32 protein-coding genes are annotated in these 25,113 nt (G+C 70.8%); 28 read left to right on the forward strand and 4 right to left on the reverse strand.

Annotation, left to right across the window (positions count from 1 at the left end):
• The first annotated feature begins 4 nt into the window (after window positions 1-4).
• On the forward strand, window positions 5-898 hold the full coding sequence (locus ACFPIH_RS42895) for a DUF1932 domain-containing protein (protein WP_381183701.1): 894 nt from the start codon (window positions 5-7) through the stop codon (window positions 896-898).
• Here the strand turns inward: ACFPIH_RS42895 and ACFPIH_RS42900 are convergent.
• The 3 genes from ACFPIH_RS42900 to ACFPIH_RS42910 form a co-directional block, all read right to left on the reverse strand.
• Window positions 852-1,415 (reverse strand): phosphotransferase-like protein, encoded by a 564-nt coding sequence (locus ACFPIH_RS42900; protein WP_381183699.1) that lies wholly within the window; start codon window positions 1,413-1,415, stop codon window positions 852-854. The genes ACFPIH_RS42895 and ACFPIH_RS42900 overlap by 47 nt on opposite strands.
• Entirely contained in the window at window positions 1,412-2,443 is a 1,032-nt protein-coding gene (locus ACFPIH_RS42905; RefSeq protein ID WP_381183697.1) for an AAA family ATPase, read from the reverse strand. The genes ACFPIH_RS42900 and ACFPIH_RS42905 overlap by 4 nt, the downstream gene beginning before the upstream one ends.
• A 198-nt stretch (window positions 2,444-2,641) precedes the next feature.
• A complete protein-coding gene (locus ACFPIH_RS42910; protein WP_381183694.1) occupies window positions 2,642-3,400 on the reverse strand; it encodes a GntR family transcriptional regulator in 759 nt (252 codons plus the stop codon).
• Between the two features lie 470 nt (window positions 3,401-3,870).
• On the opposite strand from ACFPIH_RS42910, the gene ACFPIH_RS42915 reads away from it, so the two are divergent.
• The 12 genes from ACFPIH_RS42915 to ACFPIH_RS42970 all read left to right on the forward strand — a co-directional run bounded on the left by ACFPIH_RS42915 (window position 3,871) and on the right by ACFPIH_RS42970 (window position 14,391).
• On the forward strand, window positions 3,871-4,626 hold the full coding sequence (locus ACFPIH_RS42915; RefSeq protein ID WP_381183692.1) for a hypothetical protein: 756 nt from the start codon (window positions 3,871-3,873) through the stop codon (window positions 4,624-4,626).
• Between the two features lie 172 nt (window positions 4,627-4,798).
• On the forward strand, window positions 4,799-4,963 hold the full coding sequence (locus ACFPIH_RS42920) for a hypothetical protein (RefSeq protein WP_381183690.1): 165 nt from the start codon (window positions 4,799-4,801) through the stop codon (window positions 4,961-4,963).
• A gap of 82 nt (window positions 4,964-5,045) precedes the next feature.
• Window positions 5,046-5,234 (forward strand): hypothetical protein, encoded by a 189-nt coding sequence (locus ACFPIH_RS42925; RefSeq protein ID WP_381183688.1) that lies wholly within the window; start codon window positions 5,046-5,048, stop codon window positions 5,232-5,234.
• A 163-nt stretch (window positions 5,235-5,397) separates the two neighbouring features.
• Window positions 5,398-5,727, forward strand: a complete 330-nt coding sequence (locus ACFPIH_RS42930; RefSeq protein ID WP_381183685.1) for a WhiB family transcriptional regulator — start codon at window positions 5,398-5,400, stop codon at window positions 5,725-5,727.
• 182 nt (window positions 5,728-5,909) lie between these two features.
• Window positions 5,910-6,101 (forward strand): DUF5999 family protein, encoded by a 192-nt coding sequence (locus ACFPIH_RS42935; RefSeq protein ID WP_381183830.1) that lies wholly within the window; start codon window positions 5,910-5,912, stop codon window positions 6,099-6,101.
• 318 nt (window positions 6,102-6,419) lie between these two features.
• The gene (locus ACFPIH_RS42940; protein ID WP_381183683.1) at window positions 6,420-8,180 is read left to right on the forward strand and encodes a DUF2637 domain-containing protein; all 1,761 of its coding nucleotides are present in this window, start codon (window positions 6,420-6,422) and stop codon (window positions 8,178-8,180) included.
• 113 nt (window positions 8,181-8,293) lie between these two features.
• On the forward strand, window positions 8,294-8,773 hold the full coding sequence (locus ACFPIH_RS42945; protein ID WP_381183680.1) for a hypothetical protein: 480 nt from the start codon (window positions 8,294-8,296) through the stop codon (window positions 8,771-8,773).
• Window positions 8,770-9,078, forward strand: coding sequence for a hypothetical protein (locus tag ACFPIH_RS42950; RefSeq protein WP_381183677.1), 309 nt, complete (start codon window positions 8,770-8,772; stop codon window positions 9,076-9,078). Before ACFPIH_RS42945 ends, ACFPIH_RS42950 begins: the two co-directional genes overlap by 4 nt.
• A gap of 128 nt (window positions 9,079-9,206) precedes the next feature.
• Window positions 9,207-11,444: an ATP/GTP-binding protein gene (locus ACFPIH_RS42955; protein ID WP_381183675.1), complete on the forward strand. Its 2,238-nt coding sequence runs from the start codon at window positions 9,207-9,209 to the stop codon at window positions 11,442-11,444.
• Between the two features lie 21 nt (window positions 11,445-11,465).
• Window positions 11,466-11,885, forward strand: coding sequence for a conjugal transfer protein TraB (locus tag ACFPIH_RS42960; protein ID WP_381183672.1), 420 nt, complete (start codon window positions 11,466-11,468; stop codon window positions 11,883-11,885).
• Window positions 11,886-11,968: 83 nt separating this feature from the next.
• Window positions 11,969-14,116: a chromosome segregation protein ParM gene (locus ACFPIH_RS42965; RefSeq protein ID WP_381183669.1), complete on the forward strand. Its 2,148-nt coding sequence runs from the start codon at window positions 11,969-11,971 to the stop codon at window positions 14,114-14,116.
• An 86-nt stretch (window positions 14,117-14,202) separates the two neighbouring features.
• A complete protein-coding gene (locus ACFPIH_RS42970; protein ID WP_381183666.1) occupies window positions 14,203-14,391 on the forward strand; it encodes a hypothetical protein in 189 nt (62 codons plus the stop codon).
• A gap of 34 nt (window positions 14,392-14,425) precedes the next feature.
• Here the strand turns inward: ACFPIH_RS42970 and ACFPIH_RS42975 are convergent, their stop codons facing one another.
• Window positions 14,426-14,587 carry a hypothetical protein gene (locus ACFPIH_RS42975; RefSeq protein ID WP_381183663.1) on the reverse strand — a complete coding sequence of 54 codons (162 nt, stop codon included), beginning with the start codon at window positions 14,585-14,587 and terminating at the stop codon, window positions 14,426-14,428.
• Between the two features lie 222 nt (window positions 14,588-14,809).
• Here ACFPIH_RS42975 and ACFPIH_RS42980 point away from each other — a divergent pair, with 222 nt between their 5' ends.
• The 15 genes from ACFPIH_RS42980 (at window position 14,810) to ACFPIH_RS43050 (ending at window position 25,027) form a co-directional block, all read left to right on the forward strand.
• The gene (locus ACFPIH_RS42980) at window positions 14,810-15,301 is read left to right on the forward strand and encodes a hypothetical protein (RefSeq protein ID WP_381183660.1); all 492 of its coding nucleotides are present in this window, start codon (window positions 14,810-14,812) and stop codon (window positions 15,299-15,301) included.
• Window positions 15,302-15,359: 58 nt separating this feature from the next.
• Window positions 15,360-16,145, forward strand: a complete 786-nt coding sequence (locus tag ACFPIH_RS42985; protein WP_381183657.1) for a hypothetical protein — start codon at window positions 15,360-15,362, stop codon at window positions 16,143-16,145.
• Window positions 16,146-16,407: 262 nt separating this feature from the next.
• Window positions 16,408-16,887, forward strand: coding sequence for an RRQRL motif-containing zinc-binding protein (locus ACFPIH_RS42990; protein WP_381183655.1), 480 nt, complete (start codon window positions 16,408-16,410; stop codon window positions 16,885-16,887).
• 119 nt (window positions 16,888-17,006) lie between these two features.
• Window positions 17,007-17,807 carry a hypothetical protein gene (locus ACFPIH_RS42995; RefSeq protein ID WP_381183652.1) on the forward strand — a complete coding sequence of 267 codons (801 nt, stop codon included), beginning with the start codon at window positions 17,007-17,009 and terminating at the stop codon, window positions 17,805-17,807.
• Window positions 17,808-17,810: 3 nt separating this feature from the next.
• Complete coding sequence (locus tag ACFPIH_RS43000; RefSeq protein WP_381183649.1) at window positions 17,811-18,098, forward strand: hypothetical protein; 288 nt, start codon at window positions 17,811-17,813, stop codon at window positions 18,096-18,098.
• Window positions 18,099-18,195: 97 nt separating this feature from the next.
• On the forward strand, window positions 18,196-18,687 hold the full coding sequence (locus ACFPIH_RS43005; RefSeq protein WP_381183647.1) for a hypothetical protein: 492 nt from the start codon (window positions 18,196-18,198) through the stop codon (window positions 18,685-18,687).
• Window positions 18,688-18,773: 86 nt separating this feature from the next.
• Window positions 18,774-19,358, forward strand: a complete 585-nt coding sequence (locus ACFPIH_RS43010) for a hypothetical protein (RefSeq protein ID WP_381183644.1) — start codon at window positions 18,774-18,776, stop codon at window positions 19,356-19,358.
• Window positions 19,355-19,696, forward strand: coding sequence for a hypothetical protein (locus ACFPIH_RS43015; RefSeq protein WP_381183641.1), 342 nt, complete (start codon window positions 19,355-19,357; stop codon window positions 19,694-19,696). Before ACFPIH_RS43010 ends, ACFPIH_RS43015 begins: the two co-directional genes overlap by 4 nt.
• Complete coding sequence (locus tag ACFPIH_RS43020; protein WP_381183638.1) at window positions 19,693-20,637, forward strand: AAA family ATPase; 945 nt, start codon at window positions 19,693-19,695, stop codon at window positions 20,635-20,637. Before ACFPIH_RS43015 ends, ACFPIH_RS43020 begins: the two co-directional genes overlap by 4 nt.
• Window positions 20,634-21,254 carry a hypothetical protein gene (locus ACFPIH_RS43025; RefSeq protein ID WP_381183635.1) on the forward strand — a complete coding sequence of 207 codons (621 nt, stop codon included), beginning with the start codon at window positions 20,634-20,636 and terminating at the stop codon, window positions 21,252-21,254. The genes ACFPIH_RS43020 and ACFPIH_RS43025 overlap by 4 nt, the downstream gene beginning before the upstream one ends.
• A 192-nt stretch (window positions 21,255-21,446) precedes the next feature.
• Window positions 21,447-21,758: a hypothetical protein gene (locus tag ACFPIH_RS43030; RefSeq protein WP_381183633.1), complete on the forward strand. Its 312-nt coding sequence runs from the start codon at window positions 21,447-21,449 to the stop codon at window positions 21,756-21,758.
• Window positions 21,759-21,850: 92 nt separating this feature from the next.
• Entirely contained in the window at window positions 21,851-22,543 is a 693-nt protein-coding gene (locus tag ACFPIH_RS43035) for a GGDEF domain-containing protein (RefSeq protein ID WP_381183630.1), read from the forward strand.
• Window positions 22,540-23,190: an ASCH domain-containing protein gene (locus ACFPIH_RS43040; protein ID WP_381183627.1), complete on the forward strand. Its 651-nt coding sequence runs from the start codon at window positions 22,540-22,542 to the stop codon at window positions 23,188-23,190. The genes ACFPIH_RS43035 and ACFPIH_RS43040 overlap by 4 nt, the downstream gene beginning before the upstream one ends.
• Window positions 23,187-24,260, forward strand: a complete 1,074-nt coding sequence (locus ACFPIH_RS43045; RefSeq protein WP_381183625.1) for an RNA polymerase sigma factor — start codon at window positions 23,187-23,189, stop codon at window positions 24,258-24,260. Before ACFPIH_RS43040 ends, ACFPIH_RS43045 begins: the two co-directional genes overlap by 4 nt.
• Entirely contained in the window at window positions 24,260-25,027 is a 768-nt protein-coding gene (locus tag ACFPIH_RS43050; RefSeq protein WP_381183623.1) for a hypothetical protein, read from the forward strand. Before ACFPIH_RS43045 ends, ACFPIH_RS43050 begins: the two co-directional genes overlap by 1 nt.
• Window positions 25,028-25,113 lie beyond the last annotated feature (86 nt).

Here is a 25,113-nt window from a genome sequence, read left to right on the forward strand (position 1 = left end):
ACCCGTGAACGCTGTGAAGGAGACCGTCGCGATCTTGCACCCGGGCAGCATGGGCGCGGCCGTCGCCGCCTGCGCCAACCTGAACGCGAAGAACGTCCTGTGGTGCAGCCAGGGCCGCAGCGAGGCATCGATCGCGCGCGCCGAGCAGGCCGGGCTGGAGGCGGTGGAGTCACTGAGCGAGCTGTTGGACCGCGCGGACATGCTGATCAGCCTGTGCCCGCCCGCTGCCGCCGAGGACATCGCCCGCCAGGTCGCCAAGCACGGCTTCCGCGGGGGCCTGTACGTGGAGGCGAACGCCATCAGTCCCGAGCGTGTGCGCCGGATTGCTGGCTTGCTGCCCGAGACGTGGGCGGTGGTCGACGCCTCGGTCGTCGGCTCCCCGCCGACCGGCGGGAAGACCCCGACCCTGTATTTGTCGGGCCCGAGCGGTGCGACGGAGTGCGTCGACGCGGTCTTCGCGAACACCGCGGTCCACACCCACTGGCTCGGTTCCGAGCTCGGGCAGGCCAGCGCCCTCAAGCTCTCGTACACCGCGTTCCAGAAGGCATCCCGGCTGCTGGCCGCACTGTCGATCGGCATCGCCCGCGAACATGGCGTCGACCAGGAGCTCATCACCGTCGCATCCAAGCGCACCGACTCATACCTCACCGAGCCGCAGTACATCCCGAAGACCGCAGCCCGCGCCTGGCGCTGGGGCCCCGAGCTGGACGAGGCCGGCGACATGCTCGCCGCCGCAGGCATCCCGGACGATGTGCTGCGCGCGGCCGCGCGCACGTTGGAACGGTGGCACGCCATCAAGGACGACACGGAGATCACGCTCGATGCCGCCCTCGACCAGCTCGCTGCCCCGATCACGCCGCCGGCCCCTCCGAACGACGCCACAGCGCCTGCCGAATGAGCCGCGCGGCCTGCGGCGGCTGGGTCAGGTCCGTCCGCAGCGTCAGATCGAACCGGAACCCGGCGTGCGCGACCAGATCGGCCTGGGTTTCTTCCCACACCGTCATCCGCGTCGCCGTGTCCGCATCCCCACGGCCCTGCGAGCGCTGCTCGGTTACCGCCCTCGGGCACCACAACAGCACGGTCAGCCACTCCGCCGGATACCCGGCGAGCAGCTCCTGTACCCCGGCGACCTGACCAAGATGCACGATCGGAACCCCGGCCGCGAACGCGTCAGCGAGGCCGGGCCGGTCGATGACGTAGACGTTGCCGTACCGCTCGTTGTAGTAGACGACGTCCCCGGCTGCCTCCAGGCTCTCCAGCTCTGCCACGGCGCCCATGCGATAGCCGTCGGTCTTCCCTGTCCCGACCTTCATCCGGGTGAACTGTTCGTACTTGCGGTCGGCCTTCGCCAGCGCCGCAGTGACGGTGTCCTTCCCGGCCGCCGGCGGCCCGTAGAGGATGATGCCCGGTTTCATGCCGGCATCGCCCCGATCGCCTGCCGGGCCTGGTCTGCCAGGGAGATCGCTCCGCCCATGCGGTTATCGACTACCAGATGTGGGACCGCCGGACGCAGATCTACGTCGATCGTGGCTACATATTCGTCCCACCGCTCAAGTTTCCACGCGTCCCGGGCCGCGCCGCGATGCGAGATGTACTCATGCATCGACTCCACGTCGCACTGCACCCAGATCGGTGCCACGTCGACACCATGCGACGCGCACTTGTTGATCAGCCGCTCCATCCAGTGCTTGTCTGTGAGCTCCGCGATGAACGGGGCGGTCACGACCGCAGAGATGCCGCAGGTCACGTGCGAGTAGACGGCCTGCATCAGCGCGGCGTACTCGGCTGGCCGGACCTTCGTGCGGTACACGTCGGTGTGGCGGTCCTGCGGTTGTGATCCCAGCGCGGCCAGCAACGGCTCCACCAAGGGCCTGGTCAGGGGATCTTTGTCCACGAGTGGCCAGCCCGTCAGCTGGGTCAGGAACCGCGCGAACTCGGTCTTCCCGGATCCCGCGAAGCCGCCGACCAGCACCACGCAGGGGCGGTGCGGGTCTCCGCCCGTACGACGACGCTTCCAGGCCTCCATCACCCGCTTCTGCCAGCTGTAGCTGTCGAACCCGTCGCCGTCCGCAATCCGCGTCAAGGCCCGTTCCACGGCGATGACATGCAGCCCATTGCGCTGCTCGGGAAGAGGACTGACCTCGAACTTCGTTTCCTCCCCCGGTAGTGCTGGCCGGAATCCGAGGGATGGCTCCGTCGCCCGATACAAGAGGCAGTAAGCCCGACGATACGGCGGACCCGGGTAGCTCTCGCCCGTCTCGTGCTGGCTCAAGGTCTGAGGATTCGCGGCCGGTACATCCTTCAGCCCGGCCTGCTCTGCCACGAGCCGCAGTTGCTCACCCGCGTCTTCCAGCGTCAGTCCGTGAGCCTCCCGGTGCTCCCTGAGCCTGTCCGGGCGCCACCCTGCGCGCTTTCCCACCCCGTGGTCCTCCGTCTTCACCATGATCCGGAGCCTAAGGGCGGGCCCCGGAAACCCGTGTGTAGCTTGTCGTTGAAAACGCGTTGAGGAACTCGTTCAGCGAAGTGACGAGCAGTTCGTGATGTTCCTCCGAGCCTCCGCCGGGTGTGATGGCCCCCACACGCAGTGGAGTGTTTGGAGGGCATCGCAATGGCGGATTGTGTTGGGCGGGACCCAGGAACGTCACGCGTCGAACTCGTAGTCCAGTACGTACGCTGTCGAGTCCAGAGTCATCTCGTTGATCTCCACTGCTCGCCCTTCGGCATCGAACGCCGTGCGCGCCACCTTGATGACGGTTCTGTCGGCAGGGATGGCCAGTCGGGCTGCTTCTTCTGCGGAAGGCATGCGCACTCGGATCTCCTCGCGGAAATGGGCTGGTGCGTGACCAAGGTCGGCCAGGCGAGCGTAGATGCCGCCGGGTCCGGTGTCGGCCTGCACGATGGGCGAGCCTGCAACGAGCAACTGCGGCAGGTACGACTCCGCGATCATGACCGGGCGTCCCTCCATGACGTATCGCCGGCTGCGTACGCAGACCGTTTCGCCGGGCGCCAACTCAAATACGTCGCTGATGTGTTGAGGTGCGGCCGTGCTCTCCAGCACCTTGATCTGGTCGACGTCCGGAGCGCGGTGGTCGTCTGCCGACCAGACTGTTTTCCCGCTTCCCCACTGGTTGCGGGCAAGCCGCTGGATGCCGCGGCGGCGGATGGGCTGGAACGAGATAACGCGGGCGACGGCCCCTTTCTTGGTCTCGATGAGGCCCTCGGTGCGCAAGATCTTCATGGCCCTGCGGGCCGTGAGGTCGGCGACGCCGTGTTGTGTGGCCAGCGCGTTTTCTCCAGGCAGGCGATCGCCGGGGCCGTAGTCCCCGCGCTCGATCGCTGCCCTCAGCTCAGCCGCGATCTGCTGAGCCTTGGTGAGCTGCGCGCCCGTCTCATCGGTCATCTGTCTCCCAACCTCGGTATCGATCCTAGGCCGCTGGTTACCGAGGTACCTCGCGGGACGGCTTGAACACACCGGGAGTAGCCCGCACATGCTACAGCCTCGGTACCGATGTTATTGACATCGGTACCGAGGAGAGTTCTACTAGAGAAGCAACCTCGGTACCGAGGTTGTGAAATCCCTAGTCGGGTCCCCCACGGACCCGGCTCCCCCACCCGGAATCGCCTGAGGGCGACGCCGGATGAGGGAGCCGGAACCTCGGTCCCCTACCAGCACCACCGCAGGAAGTCGTCCGCCTCGCGAGAGGGGGCCGGGGTTGATGCACCACTAAATCCCCTGGGCGCGACTCACCTGCGTGCACGTCGCAGCGCTATGCGCTGTCCGTCCTCCAGGACGCCGGGTCTCCCGTGCGCCTGGCGGGCGGAGAGAGCACCGCGACGCAGCCCCTTCCCTCCCTACGCAAGGAGATCCGCATGACCATCACGTCCGCGATGCCCACGGCCCGCAAGCGTCTGACCCGGACCCGCACGAAGCAGGTCAGCAGCCTCCCCGCCATCGTCGTCTCGAAGCTGCTCCCCATCGACATCGACCTGCTCCCCGGCACGGAGAGCCTGGTCTGCCCGAACTGCCGGACCTGGTGCCCCATCACCGGGCACGACGGCCACAACCCGAAGCTGGTCCCCCACCACACCGGCCGCGCCGGCACCGCCGAACCCCGCCGGTGCATCGGCAGCAACCGCAGGGTGAAGCTGGATCTGACGATCGCTGAGTGGCGTGAGCTCCTGGCCGACGCCATCACGGAGACGTCGTCCCGGCGCCCGACCAACGTGCTCCGCAAGCCGAAGATCTCGCCGGTCCCCGCCATCGTCCACATCACGGCGCCGGACCTGGACGCGAGCGGCACGCTCCGGCTGTTCCGGGCGCACTGCGAGCAGTGCGAGGTCTGCCAGGAGTCCGGTCACGCTCACTGCGCCGAAGGCAGCCCGCTCGCCCGTCTCTACCTCTACAAGCTTCGCAACGCGCCCGGCCGGGCGACTGCGGTGCAGGAAGAAGAGGAGCCGGGTGACGGCCGGGCGCTGTGGCTGCTGCGGGAGATGAAGTGGGCATCGACGGAGACCGCGGTGCGTGAGACCGACACCCGGCGCGCGGAGCTGCCCGCCGGTGACGCTCCGCTGGGCAGCCCGCTGGTCCCGCTGACCACGCTTCGCCCCAAGCGCTCCGAGCGCTGAACCGCCACGCACGATCGACCACGGCCCCGGCCATCCCGTACGCGGGATGGCCGGGGCCGTGGCTGCTCGAACGGCAGCCGACTCCCCGACTGGGGAGTGAACGGCGACAGCCCCAGGGATTGGGCCCCCGGGGCTGTCCAGGACCTGTCTGGAGGACCTGATGCACCACAGCATGACACGCTCCGCGGCACGGCCGACGGCTGGCATCGTCGACGACATCGAGCGCGAGGACGACGCCAAGGGCTACGAGCCCGAGGACGCTGCCCGCATCGACGTCGCCCTGGTGCTCCTGCCCGCCACCACCCCGGTGCTCGCCGGTTGGGGGGTGGCGGCGTGATCACCAGCCTGACCGACGCGGAGCGCGCGGAGCTCTCGCGGAAGAACGCGGAGCAGAACAAGCGGTCGGAGGACAACCGCCGATGACCGCCCGTCAGACGGATGACCTGTACGTCCGCTACATGAAGGCGTTCCAGGACTCCACCGAACACACCACCAGCTGCGAGGCCTGCCAGGAAGGTCAGGAGTGCGTGGCCGGGGCGCCGATCCACGAGCGCTTCGCCCGGCTCCAGGACGCCTACCAGGCCCGGCAGAAGCAGCAGCGCCGCTGACCTCCGGCATTGCCCGTCGTCTCCGCCCCTCGCCGGGCGGGGCCGGCGGAGAGCGTCGGGATGTCACCCCGCTCCGGCCGTCCGGCCGCCGCACCACGCGAACAGCCCCAGGGTGGCCGCCCTGGGGCTGTCTCGTACGCAACGGACCTATGGGAGGCCCCATATGAACCGCTCCGTCATCGTAACCACCGTCCAGGCGACGCGCGCCGCCCAAGCCCCCGCTGCCGACCTGCCGGTCAACAGCAACTGGCGGGTCCGCGGCGCTTGCGCCCAGGAGGACCCCGAGCTCTTCTTCCCCATCGGCAACACCGGCCCGGCGCTCCTGCAGATTGACGAGGCCAAAGCGGTGTGCCGCAGGTGCCCCGTGTTGGAGACGTGCGCGGCCTGGACGCTGGAGACCGGTCAGACGCACGGCGTATCGGGCGGCATGTCCGAGAACGACCGCCGCCGCATCAAGCGCCGTGCCGCCCGCCAGGCCCGCAACGCCTCCTGAATCTGGTCCTGACGGCTGCCTGATCCGCCCGCACCGACCGCTGCACCTTGGCGGCCGGGACGGGCGGTGACGGGGAGCCGGACAGCCCGGACCGACAGCCCAGGGAGGCCCTGATGGGCACGACGACCACCCCGCTCGACACCGCGACGACCGATGCCGGCACCACCCGGCTGCCGGACTCGCTGTGCACGCACACGCCGCACTGCCCGCCGGCCTCCAGCCCGGCCGCGGAGGCCGCCCGCGTCGTGGCCAGCCACCCGGAGCAGGGCTGGAGCCTGCTGTGCAACGCCGTGCTGGTCTTCGACGACACCGGCGAGCTGCTCCCCGACGGCCGGGTCATCGACCCGCACCGTCCCCTCACGATCACGGCCTGACGACTGCCTGATCCGCTCGCACCGGCCGCCGCACCACGGCGGACAGGATCGGGCGGTGACGGGAGTCGGACAGTCCCGTTTCGCTCCCGCCCGGCGGGAGCCACGGACAGTTTCGAGCCCGCCCCCCAGCACTCCCCCGGACCCGCCGCCCGCACCACGGGCAGCGGGCTTTTCAGCACGGCCCGCTCCGGGAAGGCAACGGCCCCTCGAGGCCCATTTCGGCTCCGCCGACCGCCGTTTCGGGAGCAGCCGCCCGCGTTTCGGGAGCGGCCCCCACCGTTTCGCCCACACCCTGAACGACCCCCTCCGGAGGCCCTCATGACGATCACCGACTGGCCGCGAACCGCGGCCGAACCCGACCCCGAATCGGCTACTCCGGCCGCCGTTTCGGGAACGCACGAGCCGGTTTCGAAGATGCCCGGCGCCGTTTCGGAGGCGCAGGACTTCGCTTCGGAGACGGAAAGCGGAACCGGAACGAAGACCTCGCCGGGGAAGCTGACCGGCAGCCAGAAGTGGGCCGCCGGAGCGATCGTGATCGCCGCGCTCGCCCTCGCGGGCATCGGCCTGTACCTCAGCTTCGAGCACGTCGCGGACTTCGCCTTCAAGGAGCTCCGCTTCGGCACGCTGGGCAAGGGCCAGCTGTTCGCGGTCGGCGTCGACGTCGGCATCATGGTGATGATCGCCGTCGACCTGCTGATGGCCTGGCTCAAGCGCCCCATCAGCTGGATTCGCTACCCGGTGTGGCTGCTGACCGGCGCGACGGTCATCCTCAACGCCGCGTCCGGGGCCCCGGAAGGGGCCTGGAGGCTGCTCGACTACGTCGCCGCCGGCGCCCACGGTGTCGTGCCGATCCTCTTCATCACGGTCGTGGAGATCGGGCGCACCTCGATCGACCGCATGGTCCGGCCTGACCAGGCCGGACGTGACTCGATCCCGTGGCTGCGGTGGGTCCTCGCCCCGGTGGCGACGGCCCGGATCTTCCGCCGGATGCGGCTGTGGGGGGTCACCTCCTACCCGGAGATGATCCACCGCGACCAGCAGCTCATCGCCTACGAGCAGTGGCTCAAGCGCAAGTACGAGGGCGACATCTCCAAGGCCAGCGAGGATGAGCTGCTGCCGATGAAGATGGCCCCGTACGGCTACACCGTCGACCAGGCCCTGGCCATGCCCGATGCGCAGGAACGGGCAGCTCAGGAGCGTGAGGAGGAAGCCGAGCGCAGGCGCTTGGACGCGGAGACGCGCGGCGAGGTCGCCAAGGCGGAGTCCGAAGCGGAGCGGCTGCGCGCCAAGGGCAAGGTGGAGGCGGTCCGCGCTGAGGTCGACGGCCAGACCGGCCAGGCCCGCGCACACGCCCGAGCCCAGGTCAGCGCCGCAGAGCGGGCCGCTGAGCTGGAGGAGAAGGCGACGGAGAACGCGCTGGTCGCCGAATCCCGTGCCCGTCAGGCGGAGGCGGAGCGCAAGGCGGCCGATAAACGCCGCGCGGCGGCGGCCGCCGACCTGCAGACGGCCGAACTGGAGCGCCAGGCAGCCGAGAAGCGGAAGGAAGCTGCGGAGGCCGACCGGGTCGCCGCGGCGGAGGCTCAAGCGATCGAGACCCGGGGTATCGCCGAAGCCCGGAAGGCTGCTGCCGAAGCTGACGCGGCTGTTGCCGAAACGGCGAAGGCCGCTGCCGAAACGCGGCGCCGCGCTGCCGAAGCCGACCGGCTGACGGCGGAGGAGACCGAGCGCACGGCGACCGCCCGCGCCAACACGCAGGCGGCCCGGGAGCGTGAGGCCGAAACCGAACTCCGTGCTGCCGAAACGCGACTCGCCGCCGCCGAAGTCGAGCGGCGCGCGGTCGAAATCGAGGACACCGCGAAGCTGCACCCGCGCGAGCGGGCAGTCCGCAAGGTCGCGCGCATGGCGTTCGCGGCCGGCCTGGTGACGGTCGGCCTGGGGCCCGACGAAATTCACCGCGAGCTGTGCCGCGTGATCTCGATCGCCGATATCCAGCGGGAGTTCGACGTGTCGTCCACGGACACCGCCTCGAAGTACCGCCAGGAGGCCGTCGCGCTGCTCGCCGACGGCTACCGCCCCTGATCCACCCGTCCGGCACCACCAGTGAGGGCCAGCCCATCGGAAGTGGGCTGGCCCTCGCCGCGACTGCCGGAAGCAGTCCCAGATCCCCAAGTACACCAGGAGGAATCCCCGCCGTGAACAGCGACAACGACCAGAATCACGCACCTCTGCGCGACGTCGCGCAGAGCCCGGAGGCAACCGCCCGGTACCTGGCCGACGTTCAGCGGGTCCTGCTGGACATCGGCAAGAACCTGGAAACCCTCGCGCACGAGACCCGCGTGCACCTGCGCGACACGCACGTGGAGGGCGACCGCTGGTACCACGCGCGGCTGCGTGCAATGCCCGTCGAAAAGGCCCTCGGGCAGGTTCTCAAGAACCTGAACAACCTCACCAAAGGCCTGGAAAAGAGCGCCTATAAGCGCCGCGCTCACGACGAGGCCGTTGTGAATACGGCCAAGGACAGGAAGGAAAAGGAGCTGGAAAGGAAGCAGAAGAAGACCCCGCAGTCGCTCCAGGCTGCGCCCAACCCGCCGCAGCAGGGTGCACAGATTCAGAATTCCAGCTACAGTGTCCCTACGTCGATTTACGACCTGGGTAACAGGGAGTCGGCGTGAACCGCCCCCTCAGCAGCGCCGAACGCTCCATCGAACGGCGCAGGAACTGGCTGAAGGAAGAGGCGGACAAAGCCCGCGAATCTCGCGGCGAGGCGGGCTTGATGGAATTCTGGCTCCGCCTGGCACGATCCCGAATCGCCAAGGACGTCAAAGCCGGTCGCGGCGACGTCTACTCCGGATTCGCCCTCATCTGCCGCCTGTTCATCACGGCGATGGACCAGCGCGCGGAGGGCGACGCGCGGATCTGGAACGACCTCCTGCAGTACGCGGAGCAGGTCGTGGCGAAGCACCCCCCGCGTCACTGAACGTCACCAGCGAAGGCCCCGCCGGGCTCCGGCGGGGCCTCACGCGTGTAAAGCGTGCACACGTGCACGTGCACACGCGTGCACACAAGACCCCACGCTCTGTCAAGTCCCCAGGAGGGAGGTGCACCGTGTCCGACGTTGACGATCCGAACGGGATCCTGGTCCGCGGACCCTGGAGCGGTGAATCCTCGTACGTGCCACCGCCGATCGCGGATTACGCCGACACCATTCCGCCGCCGGAGGACATTCCCCCGGCGCCGCCGGAGTCGCCGGAAGAGACGACGATGGAACTGCCGCCGATTCCGGCAGCTCCGGACCCGGCGGCGGCACTGCGCTCGGACGGAATTACGGCACCGGAAACCGGAGAAGACGACGGCGAATACGAGGAAGGCGAATACGCGCAGCCTCGTTCCCTCGCTGACCGTCTCGGTGACTGGCTCGAATTCCGGCTGGAAATGGCGCGGGCCAATCATGAAAGCGAAGCGCCTTTCCGCGAGGCTGAAATAGCGCGTAAGGCTGCGCTGCTGGAAGGCCGCACCGCGCAGGAAGTCGCGATGATGGAGCAGAACGGAAAGCTCCACGCCGCGATGATGAAAGCGAAGGGCGACAAGGCGGCGGTACGCGGAAAGGCCGACGCCGACCGCATGAAGTCGCCGGGCTCCGGCCTGGGGACGGACAAGGGCCGCTCGAAGGCCGGCGGTGGTGGCGGGTCCTCGCGCGGCGGGGGCGGCAGCGGCGGCGGTCCGTCCCGCAACAACTCGGGGCCGGGGCCGAAGGGGCCCGGGGCACGGGGCCCCAACTCCGGCGGCAGCGCCGGGCGTTCGGGGTCCGGGACGACCGGGGGCGGCGGAAGCAGCAAAGGCGGCGGGAAGGGCTCTGACCGGTCCTCTGGCAGCCGTACAACCGGTTCCGGGAGCAACGGGGCGTCCGGGGGCTCGAAAGGCTCCCAGACGGGATCTGGCAGTTCGAAGGCCGACGGCCCGGCCTCCAACGCCCGTGCCGAGCGGGCCCGCGGCCGCCAGGAGCGCGCCGGGGCCCGGCAGGCCGCCCGGCAGGAACGGCGCAGCGCCGGGCACTCCGCCGGTATCACCGATCGGTCCAAGGACCGCGACCAGGCCCGCGCCAACCGGCAGCAGAACTGGGACGACCGCCGCGCGAAGCGGCAGGAGCGGGACGCGGCGCGGAAGGCGAAGCGGGAAGCCGCGGCGTCGGCCGATCCCGGCCGCACCACCCTGGGTCAGGCCGTCGGGGAGGAAGCCCAGCGCCGCTGGGACAAGCGCCGAGCCGACACGAAGGCCGACAAGGCCGGCGCGGAGAAGGTCAGCCTGACCAAGGACAAGGACGCCAAGGGCACCGAAGGAAAGGGCGAGAAGAAGAAAGAGCTCAAGCCCGGAGACACCGGGGACAAACCCGCAAAGGAAGGAGCCGAGAAGGGCTCTGACAGGGCCTCTGAAGGAACGGGCGACCCGAAGCGTCCCAGCAGCGCAGACAAGGCTGCGGACGAGGACGACTGGACGGACACGGGCCGGGACAGCAAAGGCTGGTTCTGGCGGGCCGGGCGCTCCGACTTCCGCTGGCGCGGGAAACGCCGCCGCGGCCCACGCAGAGACCCGGGCAGTCCGTTCGGCCGGGACCGCACGCCGCCCACGCCCGAGTGGGCCGACGGCCGCCCGAACCGTCCCACCCCGAAGCCGGACACCAGCGAGGACATCCCCGACGCGGTGATCGTCGACGACGAGAGCGACCCGTTCGGCTGGTACGCCGCCCGCCGCGCCGGCCTGCCCCGCGCACCCAGGCAACCGCGCGCCAGGCGGGGGGTCGTCAAACGCCCCGGCACCAGTCGGCCGGACGCCACCGACGCACCCGGCGAGAGCGCTCGGCCCGTCGCCAGCCGCCCGCCCACCAGCAGCCGACCCACCAGCACCGAAGGGAGCAGCGTGAGCAGCGCGGAGGTCAGCAGGCCGTCCGGCGCGGGCGGCCTCAGCGCCCAGCACCGCACGGACATCACGTTCGACGAGTACCTGATGGAGATGGCGAGGATCGCCATCCAGGCCGCTTCCGACCAGGAGCGGGCCGAAGCCCTCGCGGAGGCGCTCGACAAGGTCGCCGACGCCCTGCGGGACATGTCGGCCGACCTGATCGGCGACCACAACATCGCCACCGAGGTCACCGACCTGATCGCCGACCTCGCCGACGCCGCGGCCCGGATGAGGCAGCAGGCCGAACGGTGCGCTGCCGAGTGCGGCGTCGCCCTGGAGGCCGCCAAGCTCGCGGCCGCGATGGTCGCCCGCATCTACGGCCAGGACATGGCCGCCAAGGAAGACGCGGGCCTGCAGTACACGTCGGCCGCCGCCCACCACGACTAGAAAGCAGGGAGGAACACGCTGATGAGCAGCGATCTCGCACCCAGCGGCGCCAGCCCGGTGCCCGCCCCGGCTGACGACGACAACCGCTACAAGGCCGTCCAGGCCAAGCTCATGACTCTCGGCAGTGCGCTGGACGACGCCGGCCTCGAGCTGGAGTCGCTGGTGCGCAGCGTCAAGGCCAACGCCGAACGCGCCCAGGACGTGGCCCGTGACATCGCCACCGCCGGACTGGACGCGAAGTTCGTGGACTTGACCAGCAACGTCTCCGTCGCCCTCGGGGGCGCGGCCGTGCAGGTCAAGAAGCTGGCCGACACCGCGCAGGAGACCGCCGACCTCACCCACCGGAGCCGGCGCACTCACTCCAAGCTCTACGGGGCGCTGGACGACCTGCGCTCCAACCGGCGCGAGAAGACTCCCAAGCCGGGCTTCTTCGAGCGCTGAACCCCTCCACCTCAACCCACCCCGCCACGGGCGGCTCCGCGACACCTCGCGGGGCCGCCCGTCCTGTTCCCGAAGGAGATTCGGTGACCACGCCGCGCAGTGTCACGCTCGAACGCCTCGCCTACACCCTTGCCGCGCCTGTGCTGGCCGTGGCCCCGAACGTCTATCCCGACAGCCCCGTCAACCAGGTCGTGCAGCTGGCCGGCGCGGCCGGGATCGGAGCCTGGTTCCTGGCCTACAAGAGCGATGAGCCCGGCGCCGGGCGCAAGATCTTGCGCTGGTCCCCGCTGGTCCTGGCCGCCGCCGTCGACGTCGCCGCCGGACACACCACCGGCTTCGGCCCGTACTGGCTGGACGGACTGCTCGCCGCCGGATGGGCGGCGGCCGGCTACCTGGTGATGCCGTTCTCCCGGCACGCCCGCCGCCGCCACCGTCCCGCCGTCGCGGTCTCGGCCCCGCAGCTGCAGGTAGTCGAAGCCGCGGAGCCGTCCCCGGAGCCGCAGCACGACGGCGCCGACCTGCTCACCCGCGAGGTGCGGATGATGTGGGAGAACGCCGGGATGCCCGGCCGCACGCACGTCGTCAAGGCCACCCGGCACCCCGGTATGCGGCACGACATGACGATCCTGCTGCGGGCCTCGGAGACCGGGCGGCCGATCACCGGTCTCACGGAGGCCACGGTCGCCGCCCCGTTCGCTGTGCCCTCCAGCGACGTCGTCCTGGCGGAGGTCGCGATCCAGCCCGGCCGGCAGGGCGGGCCGGGCTGGATGGAGGCCCGGATCACTCCCGACGCCAACCAGCGCCGCCGCACCAAGCCGACCGCTCAGGAGCGCTGGACGGACCGGGTCGGCGGCCCCAAGGGCGGCGCACCCGGCTCCGAGCTGGTCCACAAGACCCGCGACGACGAACGCGGGGTGACGTTCTACCGGGCGAAGATGGCCGACTCCACCGAGACCCCGCGCATCGACCTGGCCAAGGTCTGCCGCGCGCTGAACCTCCCCGAGGACGACTCCTGCGTGTTCGTCCTCATCGACGGCGCCGAGTTCCTGATCAGCGCGTTCGACACCCCGCCGCTCAGCGCGATCTTCCCCGCCACCCGCGAGCTGCTCACCCCGGACGCCAAGGGCATGTACGTGTGCGGGTTCACCATCACCGGCCAGCCGGTGAAGACCATGGTGTACCAGCACGACAAGAACGCCGCGGCCCACGGCCTCACCCTCGGGGTGTCCCGCTCCGGCAAGACGCAGTACTTCGCGATCAACATGGCCGCCCAGTCCCTGGACGGCCAGGTGGTGTGGCTGTCCACCGTCCGCAAGGACGAGAAGACCACCGTGCTCGGCCGGTACATCGACCGGCAGGGCTCGAACGCGCTGTGGATGGCCCGGCAACTGCGGGCGTCAAAGGCGCTGTGCGAGATCAGGGCGGAGATGCCCTGGCCGCACGACGGCCAGCCGCACGACTACAAGCCGGGCGACACGCGCTGCCCGTACCGGCAGCTGAACGTGTACGCGGATGAATTCATGACCGCGGCGCAGGACGGGGACTTCGGCGAGTTCATCCAGAAAGACGGCGAGGACCTCACGGTCACCGGGCTGAAGTACGGCATCGGCTTCAACCCGGCGGGCCAGTCGCCGTTTGCGCACAACGGGTTCTCCACGGAGATGAAGGACAACCTGCGGCAGAACAGCCGCCCGGTCATCTTCAACATGGGTTCGCCCGGCGCCACCCGCAAGGCGGCCGAGGGCACCATGGAGAACGCCTACGACGTGCCGACCATCCCGGCCCGCTACTCCCGCAGCGAAGGCTCCGCGATCGAGCGGGCCATCAAGGGCGAGGCCGACCCGGAGAACGGCGTCTCCACCGGCGGCGTCGCGGTCATCGTCCTCGACAACGGCCGCGCCGTGCTCATGCGGTCGCTGTACGCGGACTTCGACACCGACCTGTCCAACCTGTTCCCCGGCGAGGTCAACCGGCTCACCGACTACGAGATCAGCGAGCTGGAGAAGCGCGGCCTGTGGTTCGACTGGAACGAGCCCGTGCGACCCGGCGAGTTCTGGCCCGAGCCCGACGAGGACGACGACGGTGACGGCGGCGGCCGCTCCCGCCGCCGCAGCGGGGGAGGCGGCAAGGGCGGCGGTGGCAAGCGCAGCTCCGGCTCCGGTGGCCGTTCCGAGCAGGTCACCTCACCCCGCCAGGCGCTGGAGGCCATCAAGAGCCTCAACAACACCTGACCGCTCCCCACCCCATCCATCCCGGGGCCGGCCTGCCCGAGCACGGCCGGCCCCACCCCGACCCCCGCGAAGGAGCACCACCTGCCGTGGCCCTTTCCATCTCCGCCGCCGTGCTGCTGGGCATCATCGTCTTCGTCCTGCTCAAGGGCGGCTACGTCCGCGTCGGCTCCGCGCTGGCCTGCACGCTGTTCGGTTTCACCCTCGCCGCCACCGGCCTGGCCCCGATCATCAACAGCGGCCTCGCCTCGCTCGCCGGACTGATCTCCAGCTTCTGACCGGACACAGCCGACAACGCAGCTTCCCCGGGAACTACGCCTCTGTCCAGGGCGGGTCGTGGGTGTAGTTGAGCCCGTCGCAGAAGCGGCAGTCCCACTCCGAGGGGATCTCCCACTTGTCGACCCAGAAGCCGACCTGCTTGCCCACGAAGTAGTTGTCCCCACCACACCACCCGCACTCGAAGACGAACTCCACCCCATCCCCTTCCCCGCGCCTGTCGGCTTCGAGGATGCCCGGGGTACGGGTGCGGTGGCTACCCACCGTCAGCGCCAACTCCCCTGCTGCGCGACGCCGATGGACGCCGCCGGACATCAACTCCGGCGGCGCCCATCGCCGTCGCGCGTCCTCTCCCCCACGCGCCCTCCCGGCCACGACGGCCAGGAGGGCGCTCCCCTTCCGCGTGATCGGAGAACCCCGATGGACCCCCTGAACACCCAGTCCGGCATGCCCGAGTCCGAGGCCGCGGCCGAAGCCCACCGCCTGATCGACGAATGGGCGAGCAAGCCCGTACGCCACCACCCCACCTCGTTCCGCGACGACACCGAGCCGCCGGCCTTCGGCACCACCCCGCCCGTGACGCAGGACGACCAGCGGATCGTCCCGGCCTGGGCGGCCGGGATCGCGGTGGCCTCCATCGGCGTGGGCGCCGGCGTCACCGGCATCGGCTGCGGCGCCTGGCTCGTGCTCCAGGGCCTGGCCTCCGTCACGTTGAACGGCGTCCTCATGGTCACCCTGCCGTTCGCGGGCCTGGCCATGGCCGCCACCGCCATCGGCGGCGTGATCAGCAAGGCGCGCTCCGCCGTCACCAAGAACGTCTACGAGGGTCCGGTCACCCACCACACCGAGATCCACAACAACAGCACCACGCGCGGGGCGTTCTTCGCCCGCACCCGCAACGAGATCCGCTGACCGACTCCGGCCAGCCCACCACCGCTCACCACCCCTCCGCCGAAGGAGCAGCTACGCCATGCCCACCAACGACAAGCCGGTCAACGGCCAGGACAACCCGTCCTTCTTCGACCTGATCGGCCAGACGCCCCCGCCGCCGGTCCTCGGGCTGGACGGCAAGCACGGCACCAGGCGGCTCGCGAAGCTGCGCGCCGCCTGGAAGAAGTCGTGGGAAGAGGGCGGCTTCCTCTACCAGCGGTGGGAAGAGGTCTTCCAGGCCCGGCGCGGCAGCTGGCACGAGATCGCCAACTGGATCAAGGCGGCCGCACTGTTCGGCGGGCTCAGCCTCATCGTGATGATGGTGGACACCGTCGGCGACATCGCCTCCGCCACGCTCAAGGGCCTGTCCGCCGTCCCGGCCACCAACGCCGGTGACGGCGGCGGACTGTGGGGCACAGTCGACCACCCCGTCCGGGTGTTCCTCGCAGACCAAGCCGCCCACCTCTCCGTCGCCCCCGCCGCCCTATACGCGTTCTGGCAGCTGACCGGACTGCTCTCCCTCATCGGCGGCTTCTTCCGCAACGCCGGAGCGCGCATCACGTGGGCGCTGTTCGGCGGCGTATCGCTGGCGATGGTCTGGTCGGCCTCCCCGGCCGGAGGCCGCGCCGCCGCCACCGGGCTGGCCGCCCTCATGTGGGCGCTCGCCAGCATCTTCGCCCTGCGCGGGCTGACCCTGCGGCCCATCGTCCACAACCACCCGCCGCAGTACCAGTTCAACCCCGCGCTCCACCTCCACGCCACACTCCCCGCCCCCACCCCGGCGGGCGACGACTACGGCGACGACATCTACCCGCTCCAGCGCTGACCATCCGGTCGCTCCGCCTGGTCCTCGCCCACCACGAGCTGGTGGGCGAGGACCGGACAGGCCGACCGGCCGCCAGCACCGCCCTCACGTCCCGCCGACGAACACCGTCGGCGGGACGCACTGCTTCCTGCCCACCGACGCCTGGAGGACTGCCCGTGCTCATCCCCAGACCGCGCCGCCGGATCGGCCGACCCCGCCCCTTTCGCCCCGGCCCCCGCTACCCGCAGCAGCCCCGTCAACTCCCCGGCGCCTGGAGGCCGTGATGGACAGCCCCGCCGAAGACGACGTCGCCCTGGTCGACGTCGACCTCTACGACGACGGCAGCTTCCCGGAGTACGGCAACAACCAGGCACCCGGCGCCGTGGCCGTGCGCACCGCAGTACGAGGGAAGGGGCCCGTCCCGCCCGGAGGGCTCGCCACCCGCCGCCAGTTACGGACGCTGGGCTTGAGCCCCGGCGGCCACGATCCCGTCGCCCGGCTCATATGCCGGGGCGGGAACCGGTGGGCGTGGCTGTACCGCGTCGACCTGGCGGTTCCCAAGCGGACACCCACCCTCGCCCAGGAAGAGGCGCTGGACCGGGCGATGGCGGCGAGACAAACGTGTCCCGAATGCCGGAACCGGTACTACGGGTGCCTCCCTCTGCGCTCCCAAGGCCGCTGCGACCCCTGCGAGATGGGCATCGAGCCCAGCCCCGACACGGTCATGATCCCGGCCCCGGACACACACCGGCTCGCCGCCTGACCCGGCAGCGCCTCGAACGCTGACGGCTGCCTGATCCGCCCGTCCCGCCGCCTGGCGGTCCGGGCGGTGAAGGGGAGCCGGAACACCCGGTTACTCCACACCATCAAGGGGGAAAGCCCGTGATCAGCATCATCCGCCGGTCCACCCGCCGCACGTACGAGGAAGCGGTGGAGACCGCGAAGAGTGTCCCCGGTCTGGAAAGCGAACTCGCCCAGGAACGCGGCAGGGCCGGCGACTTCGAGCAGAAGAGCTCCAACCTGGAGCAGCTCCTGGAGGAGCGCGACGGGACGATCGAGAAGCTCCGCACCACGCTCGACAGCCTCCGCAGGGCTGGTGACGAGATCGCCGCGCTGATGGCCACGGGCCTTCCGCCCGCGGCTGCCGGCTACCACGCCGCCCGCGTCCTGCTCGCCCACGCCGACCAGTTCCGCATCGCCGACACGGCCGAAGGCCGCGCCGGGCTGGAGGCGATGCGCGAGCTGACCGAGCCGCAGACAGTGACCCTCCTGTACCGCTACGGGCGACGCCAGTCCGCCCACGCCACCGTGGAAGACGCCAAGGCAGCCGCCCAACGGCAGGGCGCCGCCCCCGACGGCTGGGAGCCCTCCCGATACACGAACCCGCAGGACTTCGACGCCGCATGGTTCGACGCCCCCTGGAGCACCACCACGCTCACCGTGGACGCCACCGCACCATGGATCACCCCGTGGGACTTCGGCATTGTGTACGTCCTGATGAGCGGCGGACTGCCCTGCGCCGCGTTCAGCGACCCGGACGACGCGATCCGTGAGCAGGACCGCCTGGGTATCCCGCGCACCGCCGACAGCCTGGTCCGCATGGAACTGGAGGCGAACCCCGCCCCGGCCGCGATCTCTGAGAGCAGCACCCGGTCGGACGTCCAGCCGTCCCCGGTCGTCTGAGCCGTGCGCGCCCGAACCGCACTGCTGCTCGTGGCCGCCGTACCGCTCACGGCCACGGCGGCCACCGTCGCGCTCAAGGCCGGCCACTGGAGACTGACCTGCTCCTGGCACGGCATCTGGCTGGAGCCGCTCCCCCGCCCCAACTGCCCCGACTGCCGGGGCGCGGGCGGCTGGTGGACCAGCGGCCCGTACCCGGACATGGAGGCCTGCTGGTGCTGGGCAGAGCGGCGCGAGCTGTCCCTGCGCCTCCTGCCTCGCCCCACCGTCCCGTACGACGAACCCCCGTTCTGACGGATCCCCGTGCCGCCCCGACCAGCTGACCAGTGCTGGCCGGGGCAGCGCGGAGGACCGGACAGCCCGGTCGCCCGGAACTCCGAAGGAGCCGTACATGACCGAGACCCTCACGCCGCCCACCACCACGGTCGGCGCGGCCTCCCCGCTCGCCCTCCTCTTCGACATCGCCCGCGAGATCGGCGTGCAGGGCGAGGACGAACAGCGTGACAACGCCGAAACGGCGGCCCTGGACCACATCTGGAACGCCTACCCGGACACCCTCGGCAAGGTCCTGGACGACGTCGACTGGAGCGGCCGGCCTGCCCTGGCCGGAGCCGGACTGGAGCCGAGCGCCGTCGCCTACCTGGACGGCGGCCTGTGGCTGCACCACTCCAGCGACGGTGACCAGGACCGCGACGTCCTCACCCTCATCGCGCCCTGCACCTGCGGAAACGGCTACATCGACACCGTCCTGGACGGCGAGTCGGACTTACTGCAGGTCCTCACCGACCTGCGCGCCACCGGAGGCCGCTTCCCGCACAACAGCGACGACCTCGACTGCGACAGCCAGCGCCGTCTGCGCGAATGGAGCGACACCCGGCCGTGACAGCACGAAGGGGCGGCTGGCGCGCTCGAACCGCGCCAGCCGCCCCAACCCCCTTCACCCTCTGCGAGATCAGGAGAACCACCAGCATGCCCCGTCTGCCCCTCACCACCGAGCGCCTGGCCCTGTTCGGCACCCTGCTGAGCGTCTTCGGTGAGCTGCACCCGTTCTGCGACCACTGGGTGCAGGGCTCGAAGTCGGCTTCCCAGAAGCGGCTGTACGGCGAGGACCTGGTCCACGCCGACGGCTCCCCGGCCGACCCGGACTCCCCCCACCCGACTATGACCGAGAGCCAGCTCGGCAGGCGCGCGGTGGCCTGCCACGTCGCGTCCTACACCGCCGTGCAGCTGGCCGCGACCGTCGCGGTCACCCGGGCGTTCGGCTACCGGGTCACGCCGACCGCACTGTTCGCCGGCACGGTCATCAACGCCGGGACACACGCCGCGATCGACCGCGGCGCCTTGCTGATGTGGCTCGCCCGCAAGAGCGGCAAGACCGGCTACATCGAGCACTGCAAGGCCGTCCGCGTCGACGACAAGGACCAGGTCACCTCGGAGCTGACCGGGCCGGGCAGCGCGTGGATGGAGCTGGATGCGGCCCTGCACCGTGCGATCGGGATCGGCGCCGCCGCCGTCACCACCTGGCTCACCACCCGTACCCGGGCCCGCCGGTGAGCCGTACCCGCCTGGAGCGCGTCCGCGCGTCGGTCGGCATCGCGCAGCTCGCCCTCCAGCAGGTCGAGGACGACCTCACCGCCGGCGACGTCGACCAGGAGGAGTTCGCCGCGATCCTGCGCGAGCTCATCGAGGACACCGACCCGCCCGGCGGCTTCATCGCGACCGTGGCGCAGCTGGTCACCGTCGCCGCGCGCCGTGCTGAGCAGATCGAGCCGGACCGCGACGGCGACGCCTCCTGCCCGCTGCACGAGGCCGCCGCCCTGATCACCGACAACGCCGGGCAGCTCCTGATCTGGGCAGCCCGCGCCCTTGACCCCCAAGGAGCAGCCGAATGACCGCCCCTCTCTACCCGGACCTGCCCGAGAACGCGCTCCTGGTGCTGATCGGAGCATCCGGCGCTGGCAAGTCCACGCTCGCCGGCACGTGGCCGGAGCACCAGGTCGTCAGCCTCGACAAGCTCCGGGGCGTCATGGCCGACGACTGCGGCGCGCAGGAGGCCACCGCCGACGCCGTCGACGCGATGCACCTGATCGTGGACCGCCGGATGGCCCGCAGGCTCAACACGGTCGTCGACGCCACGTCCGTCTACGCCAAGGACAGGGCCCCGCTGATCGATGCCGCGAAACGCCACGGCATGCCGGTCATCGCCGTCCTCGTCTCCACCCCGCTGCCGGTATGCATCGAGCGGCAGCAGGACCGGCCCGCCAACCGGAGCGTGCCCGACGACACGGTCACCGCCCAGCACCAGTCCATGGTCCACTCCCACTCGAACCTGCGGGCGGAAGGCTTCAACGAGGTCTTCTTCTCCGACACCCTCTACCGGCTGGAGCCCTTCCTCAGCCAGATCAGCGACATACGGATCCGGGAGCTCGGCACGGGCGGCAGCGACGGACTGGGCGACCTCATCCTGCCCCGCCGGTTCTTCGGCCCCGAACTCCTGCCGCTGTGGCGGTGGAAGGACGGTTCCCGCCTCGCCGGCGACGACCGCGTCGCGGAGATCCGCATCGGCCAGCAGTACCTCACCCTCGCCCTGCGTACGAACATCGACGACGAAGGCAGCGTCGGCTTCGAGGTCCTGCTGCCCTGCCCCTTCGACGACGACTGCGACGGCGAGGCGTGGGCGCCGGCCTACACGGTCACCGACCTGTGGAGTGCGCTCACCGGCGACCGGGACCAGGACCCCGACATCGTCTGCACCGTCCACGGCTCCGTCGACGACATCGACCAGGAGGCCGACGACCGCGCCACACAGGCGCTGCACGAGGCCCGCGGATGACCACCGAGCCCACCCCCGTATCCGCTCCCGGCTGGGACCGGGCCACCTACCGGTGCGGCCGGTGCGGAGCCGAGCACACCGTCACCACGGAAGATGCCTACCTCCAGGCCGTCGGCGTCCACACCGACGCACACGTCGTGTGGGACCGCCTCAACCCCATCGAGCGTGACGGCTTCGCCTCGATCCTCCGCACGATCCTGTCCGCGCCGGAGCTCGGCTTCGAGCTTCTGGCCCTCGCCGACCGGCAGCAGAACACGGGAGGCGACACGTCGTCGCCCACGGCTGTGCTCGGCACGAACACCCCGCAGCCCGACTGCGAAGGAGGCCTTGTGGCCGCTCCCGCCCAGCCCGCCAAGAACACGTTCACCGCGCTCAGCGCCTGCTTCAGCCGCGATCTCGCCGCCCTCATCTCCGAGGAAGCACCGCACGATCCCACACCGAACGAGTTCATCGACCTGGTCGCACGCGTCCGCGACACCGTCAACCCCGTCAGCGGGGACCTGATGGACGCCGTCACCGAGCTCACCGAGGCGCTGAACGGCCCCGGAGACGACCAGCGTGAGCAGCTGGCGCGGGCGCGCATCCATCTGCGGAACGCCGTCGAAGCCGTCCGCTGACCCCGCACCTCCGGCTGTCGGGCTCGACTCCCCAATTGGGGAGTCGAGCCCGACAGCCAGCAATGGCAAGGCATTTCCCTTCGCTGGCCCGCTCTGAGAGCTCTCCGGGACCTTCCCGCCCCGGCTGCCCGCCGGGACCGGGACGGTCGCAGTGGCCCCTCAGGCACGAGCAACGAAAGGAGGTTGGACGTCATGACCGCACTGCCCTACTTCGAGGTCGACGTCCCGATCAGGAGCACCACCCAGGCCGGGCTGTCTGGCTGGCACGTCTTCACCGGACCGGCGGCCAGTACCGGCGAGGCCCTACGCCTCGCCTACGGCGCCTACACCGACGCGGTCGCCACGCAGCAGGCCGGACTCGAAATCCCCCGCAGGCGACCGGCGGGCTGGAGCGCACGTGCCGTGCGGCCCGGCTGGGAGCCGGACTGGATGGCGGCGTCGGCCGGCCCGTGGGACGACCCGCGCGGCTGGAGGCAAGCCCACTCCAGCGACTTCGACCAGTAGCTCCGCCCCGGGACAGCCGTCAGTGCTTGGCGGCTTCGTCGGCTGCCCCGGGCCCAACCCACCCCGTACGAGATGAGAGGGAGATCCTCATTATGGGCTCAGCCCTGCACACACGGGCCCTGTTTGGGCAGCGCACACTCTTACTGACCACCGCCGCGGTTCCGCTGACCGGCTGGACCGTACACGCCATCGCGCTGCACCGGCGCCTGGCGTCGGCCCGCCGCGACCCGCTCACCGGCCTGCACGCCCGTCCCGGCTACGTCCAGCACGCGACCCGCCGCCTGACCCGCCACGGCGACAAGGTGATGCTCGTGTTCCTCGACATGGTCGGCTTCAAGGCCGTCAACGACCGCCTCGGGCACGACACCGGCAACGCCCTGATCATCGCCGTCGCCGAACGCCTTCAGCAGTGGGTCGGCGACGACGGAATCGCCGCGCGCCTGCACGGTGACGAGCTCGCCGCCGTCCTCACCTGCCCCGCCGCCGACCGCGACCAGCGCCTGGAGCAACTGCACCACCTGCTCCACCAGAGCGTCGACGTCGACGGCCAGGCGGTCGACGTCGCGGTGTCCATCGGCGCGTCCAGCCCCAGCGACCTGAACTCCCGTGACTACACCTACGTGCTGCGCGGAGCCGAGGGCGCGATGTACGAGCACAAGCGGGAGCGCACCGGCCTCTACCGCATCGCCACCCCGAAGCACGCAGGCGAGCCGACCGTCAACGGCCGGCGCCTCGGGCGCACGGGAACCACCGCACACCCCCTCGCCCCGGAGGACCTGCGATGACGACCTTCTTCCCCGTCGCGGACACCGCCCTGCTGGCCAGGCTGTCCCGCGAAGCCATCCCCACCGGCGAGTACTTCCGCACCCGCACCCCGGCCGGATCGCTGCCGCTGACCCCCCAGCAGCAGCGCACCAACTACGAGGCGCTCGCCACGGTCTCCCGCCGGCCTCAGACCGCGCCGGACCACGACCTCACCCCGATCCGGTGCATGACCATCCGGCCGCCCTGGTCGGACCTGATCGCCCTCGAGGACGACCAGGTCGCCAAGCGCATCGAGAACAGGGTGTGGACCACCCGCTGGCGCGGCACCCTGCTCATCCACGCCGGATCCGAGGTCGACATCGAGGCCCTGGCCCTGGACGCCGTCCGGGAGACGCTGGACGACGACTGCGAGCTGGTGCGCGGCTCGGTGGTCGCCATCGCCGACCTCACCGGCATCCACGCCGACGACGGCGCGTGCACGCGCTGGTCCCAAGAGGGCTGCTTCCACTGGGAGCTGGCCCGGGTGCAGCGGCTGACCACGCCCGTCCCGGCCCGCGGTGCCCAGCGTCTGTGGAAGCCCACGCCCAAGCTGCTGCGGAGGATCGGCGACGCCAACCCGCACCTGCGCGGCTGGCTCGCCGCCGCGAACGCGGGGGGCGGCTCGTGACCGTCATCGACACGACGACGCGGCCGGCCTCCGAGGCGGAGCAGCCGGTGGCCGCCATCGTCGACCGGGCCCGCGGCGGTGACCGCGAGGCGTTCGGCGTCTTGTACGCCCGCTACCGGCCGCAGATCTACACCTACCTGTGGCGCCGCACCCACGACCGGGAGGTGAGCGAGGACCTGACCAGCGACGTGTTCGTACGGGCCCTGGCCCGGATCGGCACGTTCACCTGGCACGGCAGCGACTTCGGCGCCTGGCTGGCCACGATTGCCCGCAACCTGCTGCTCGATCACTACAAGAGCGCCCGGCACCGGCGGGAGATCCCGGTGGGCGATATGTACGACCAGGACCTGCCCGTCGGCGACGTCGGCGAACAGGTCACCGAGCACCTGGCCAAGGCCGACGTCCTCGCCGAACTCCGCAAAGCCCTCGGTGATCTGACGCCCGACCAGTGGAAGTGCCTGTGGCTGCGCTACTGGCACGACCTGCCGTTCGGCGACATCGGCCAGCGCATGGACCGCACCATGCACGCGGCCCAGAGGCTGGGCGGTCGCGCGCTGCAGAACCTGAGCACCCCGGAGATCAAAGCCGCGCTGCTGCAAGCGGCGTCCGGCTCCCTCTCGCAGGCCTGCGCCGCCCCGCAGACCTCCCCGCGCGCGCCGTCACCGCGACGGCCCGCGCCCATGGACTCTCTGGCCCCTGGAAGGACCCGCCCCATGGCGACCCCCGACGCCACCGTCACGCTCTCCCCGCTCACGGCCGGCCAGGCCGTGGCGCTGGTCCTGCTGCGCGACGGCTTCAGCGAACGCAGCATCACCCAGCGCACCGGCGTCACCGCCGACACCCTGTACCCGCTCGCCGCCACCCACGGCATCACCGCCCCGCACGGCACGGTGGAAGGCCACCGCTGCCACGAGGGCGCCGGCACCGAGCCGTGCGACGGATGCAGCCTCGCCGACGGCCGCGACCAGGCCCGCGCCCGCGCCCGGCACCGCAAGTCCCTCGGCTCCCTGCCCCGAGCCCTGCAACGGCAGGCCGCCAGCCGTACCGCACACCGGACGGCGGCACGCTGATGGAACCCATCCCGTACGCGCTCACCGGCTACCTGGACCGCAGCGTCGTGTCCTGCACCCGCCCCGGCACAGCCGCCTGGCGGCTGACCTCATCCCCCGACGACTGCACCGAGGAACAAGAAGCGATCATCCCGTGCACCACCAGCGACCCGGCCCTCGCGGACAGGGTGCTCAGGTGCCAGACCGGTGACCTGCTGCGCGTCACCGGACACCTCACCCTCCCCGACACCGCCGACGGCCACATCCGGCTGGACGTCGACAACCTCAAGGTCCTGTGGGAGGTGGCGCTGGAACTGGAGCAGTCTCTGCCAGAAGAAGACGACGCTGAGTCGGACGCACCGGAGACCGCAGACCACGGTGGTCGGCCTGCGGCGGTCCAGGCCCTGGCCGACGCGCTCACCGCGCTCCCCCACCAGCACGGAGACCAGCCCGGGATACGCCTCGTCATCGGCCCCGTCGACGACAACGCCCTGGACCTCACCCACGGCCACATCATCGACATCACCACGGCCACCACCCACGAACTCGCCAGCGCGGTCACCGCGATGGCCGCCATGCTCGCCAGCCTGCCCCCGCAGGCCGACACCAGCCTGGACCCGCTGACCATCGCCGAACTCACCGACTACTTCGACGACCTGGACCTCACCGAACTCACCCGGGACGTCCTCGACGAGACCCGGCCCGAGGACCGGCTCGCGGTCACCCGCGCCCTGGACGACCTGTTCGGCGACATCCCCGTCACCGGCATCGACGACAACGACCAGTAGACCGCCACCGCGCGGCCCCCATCAGCATCGACCGGCCCGGGCGGGCCGCCTCCACCTCAAGGCGGCCCGCCCGGGCCCTTTCACAT

This window comes from Streptomyces vulcanius (assembly GCF_042653945.1).
In the GTDB taxonomy this organism is placed as follows: domain Bacteria; phylum Actinomycetota; class Actinomycetes; order Streptomycetales; family Streptomycetaceae; genus Streptomyces; species Streptomyces mangrovi.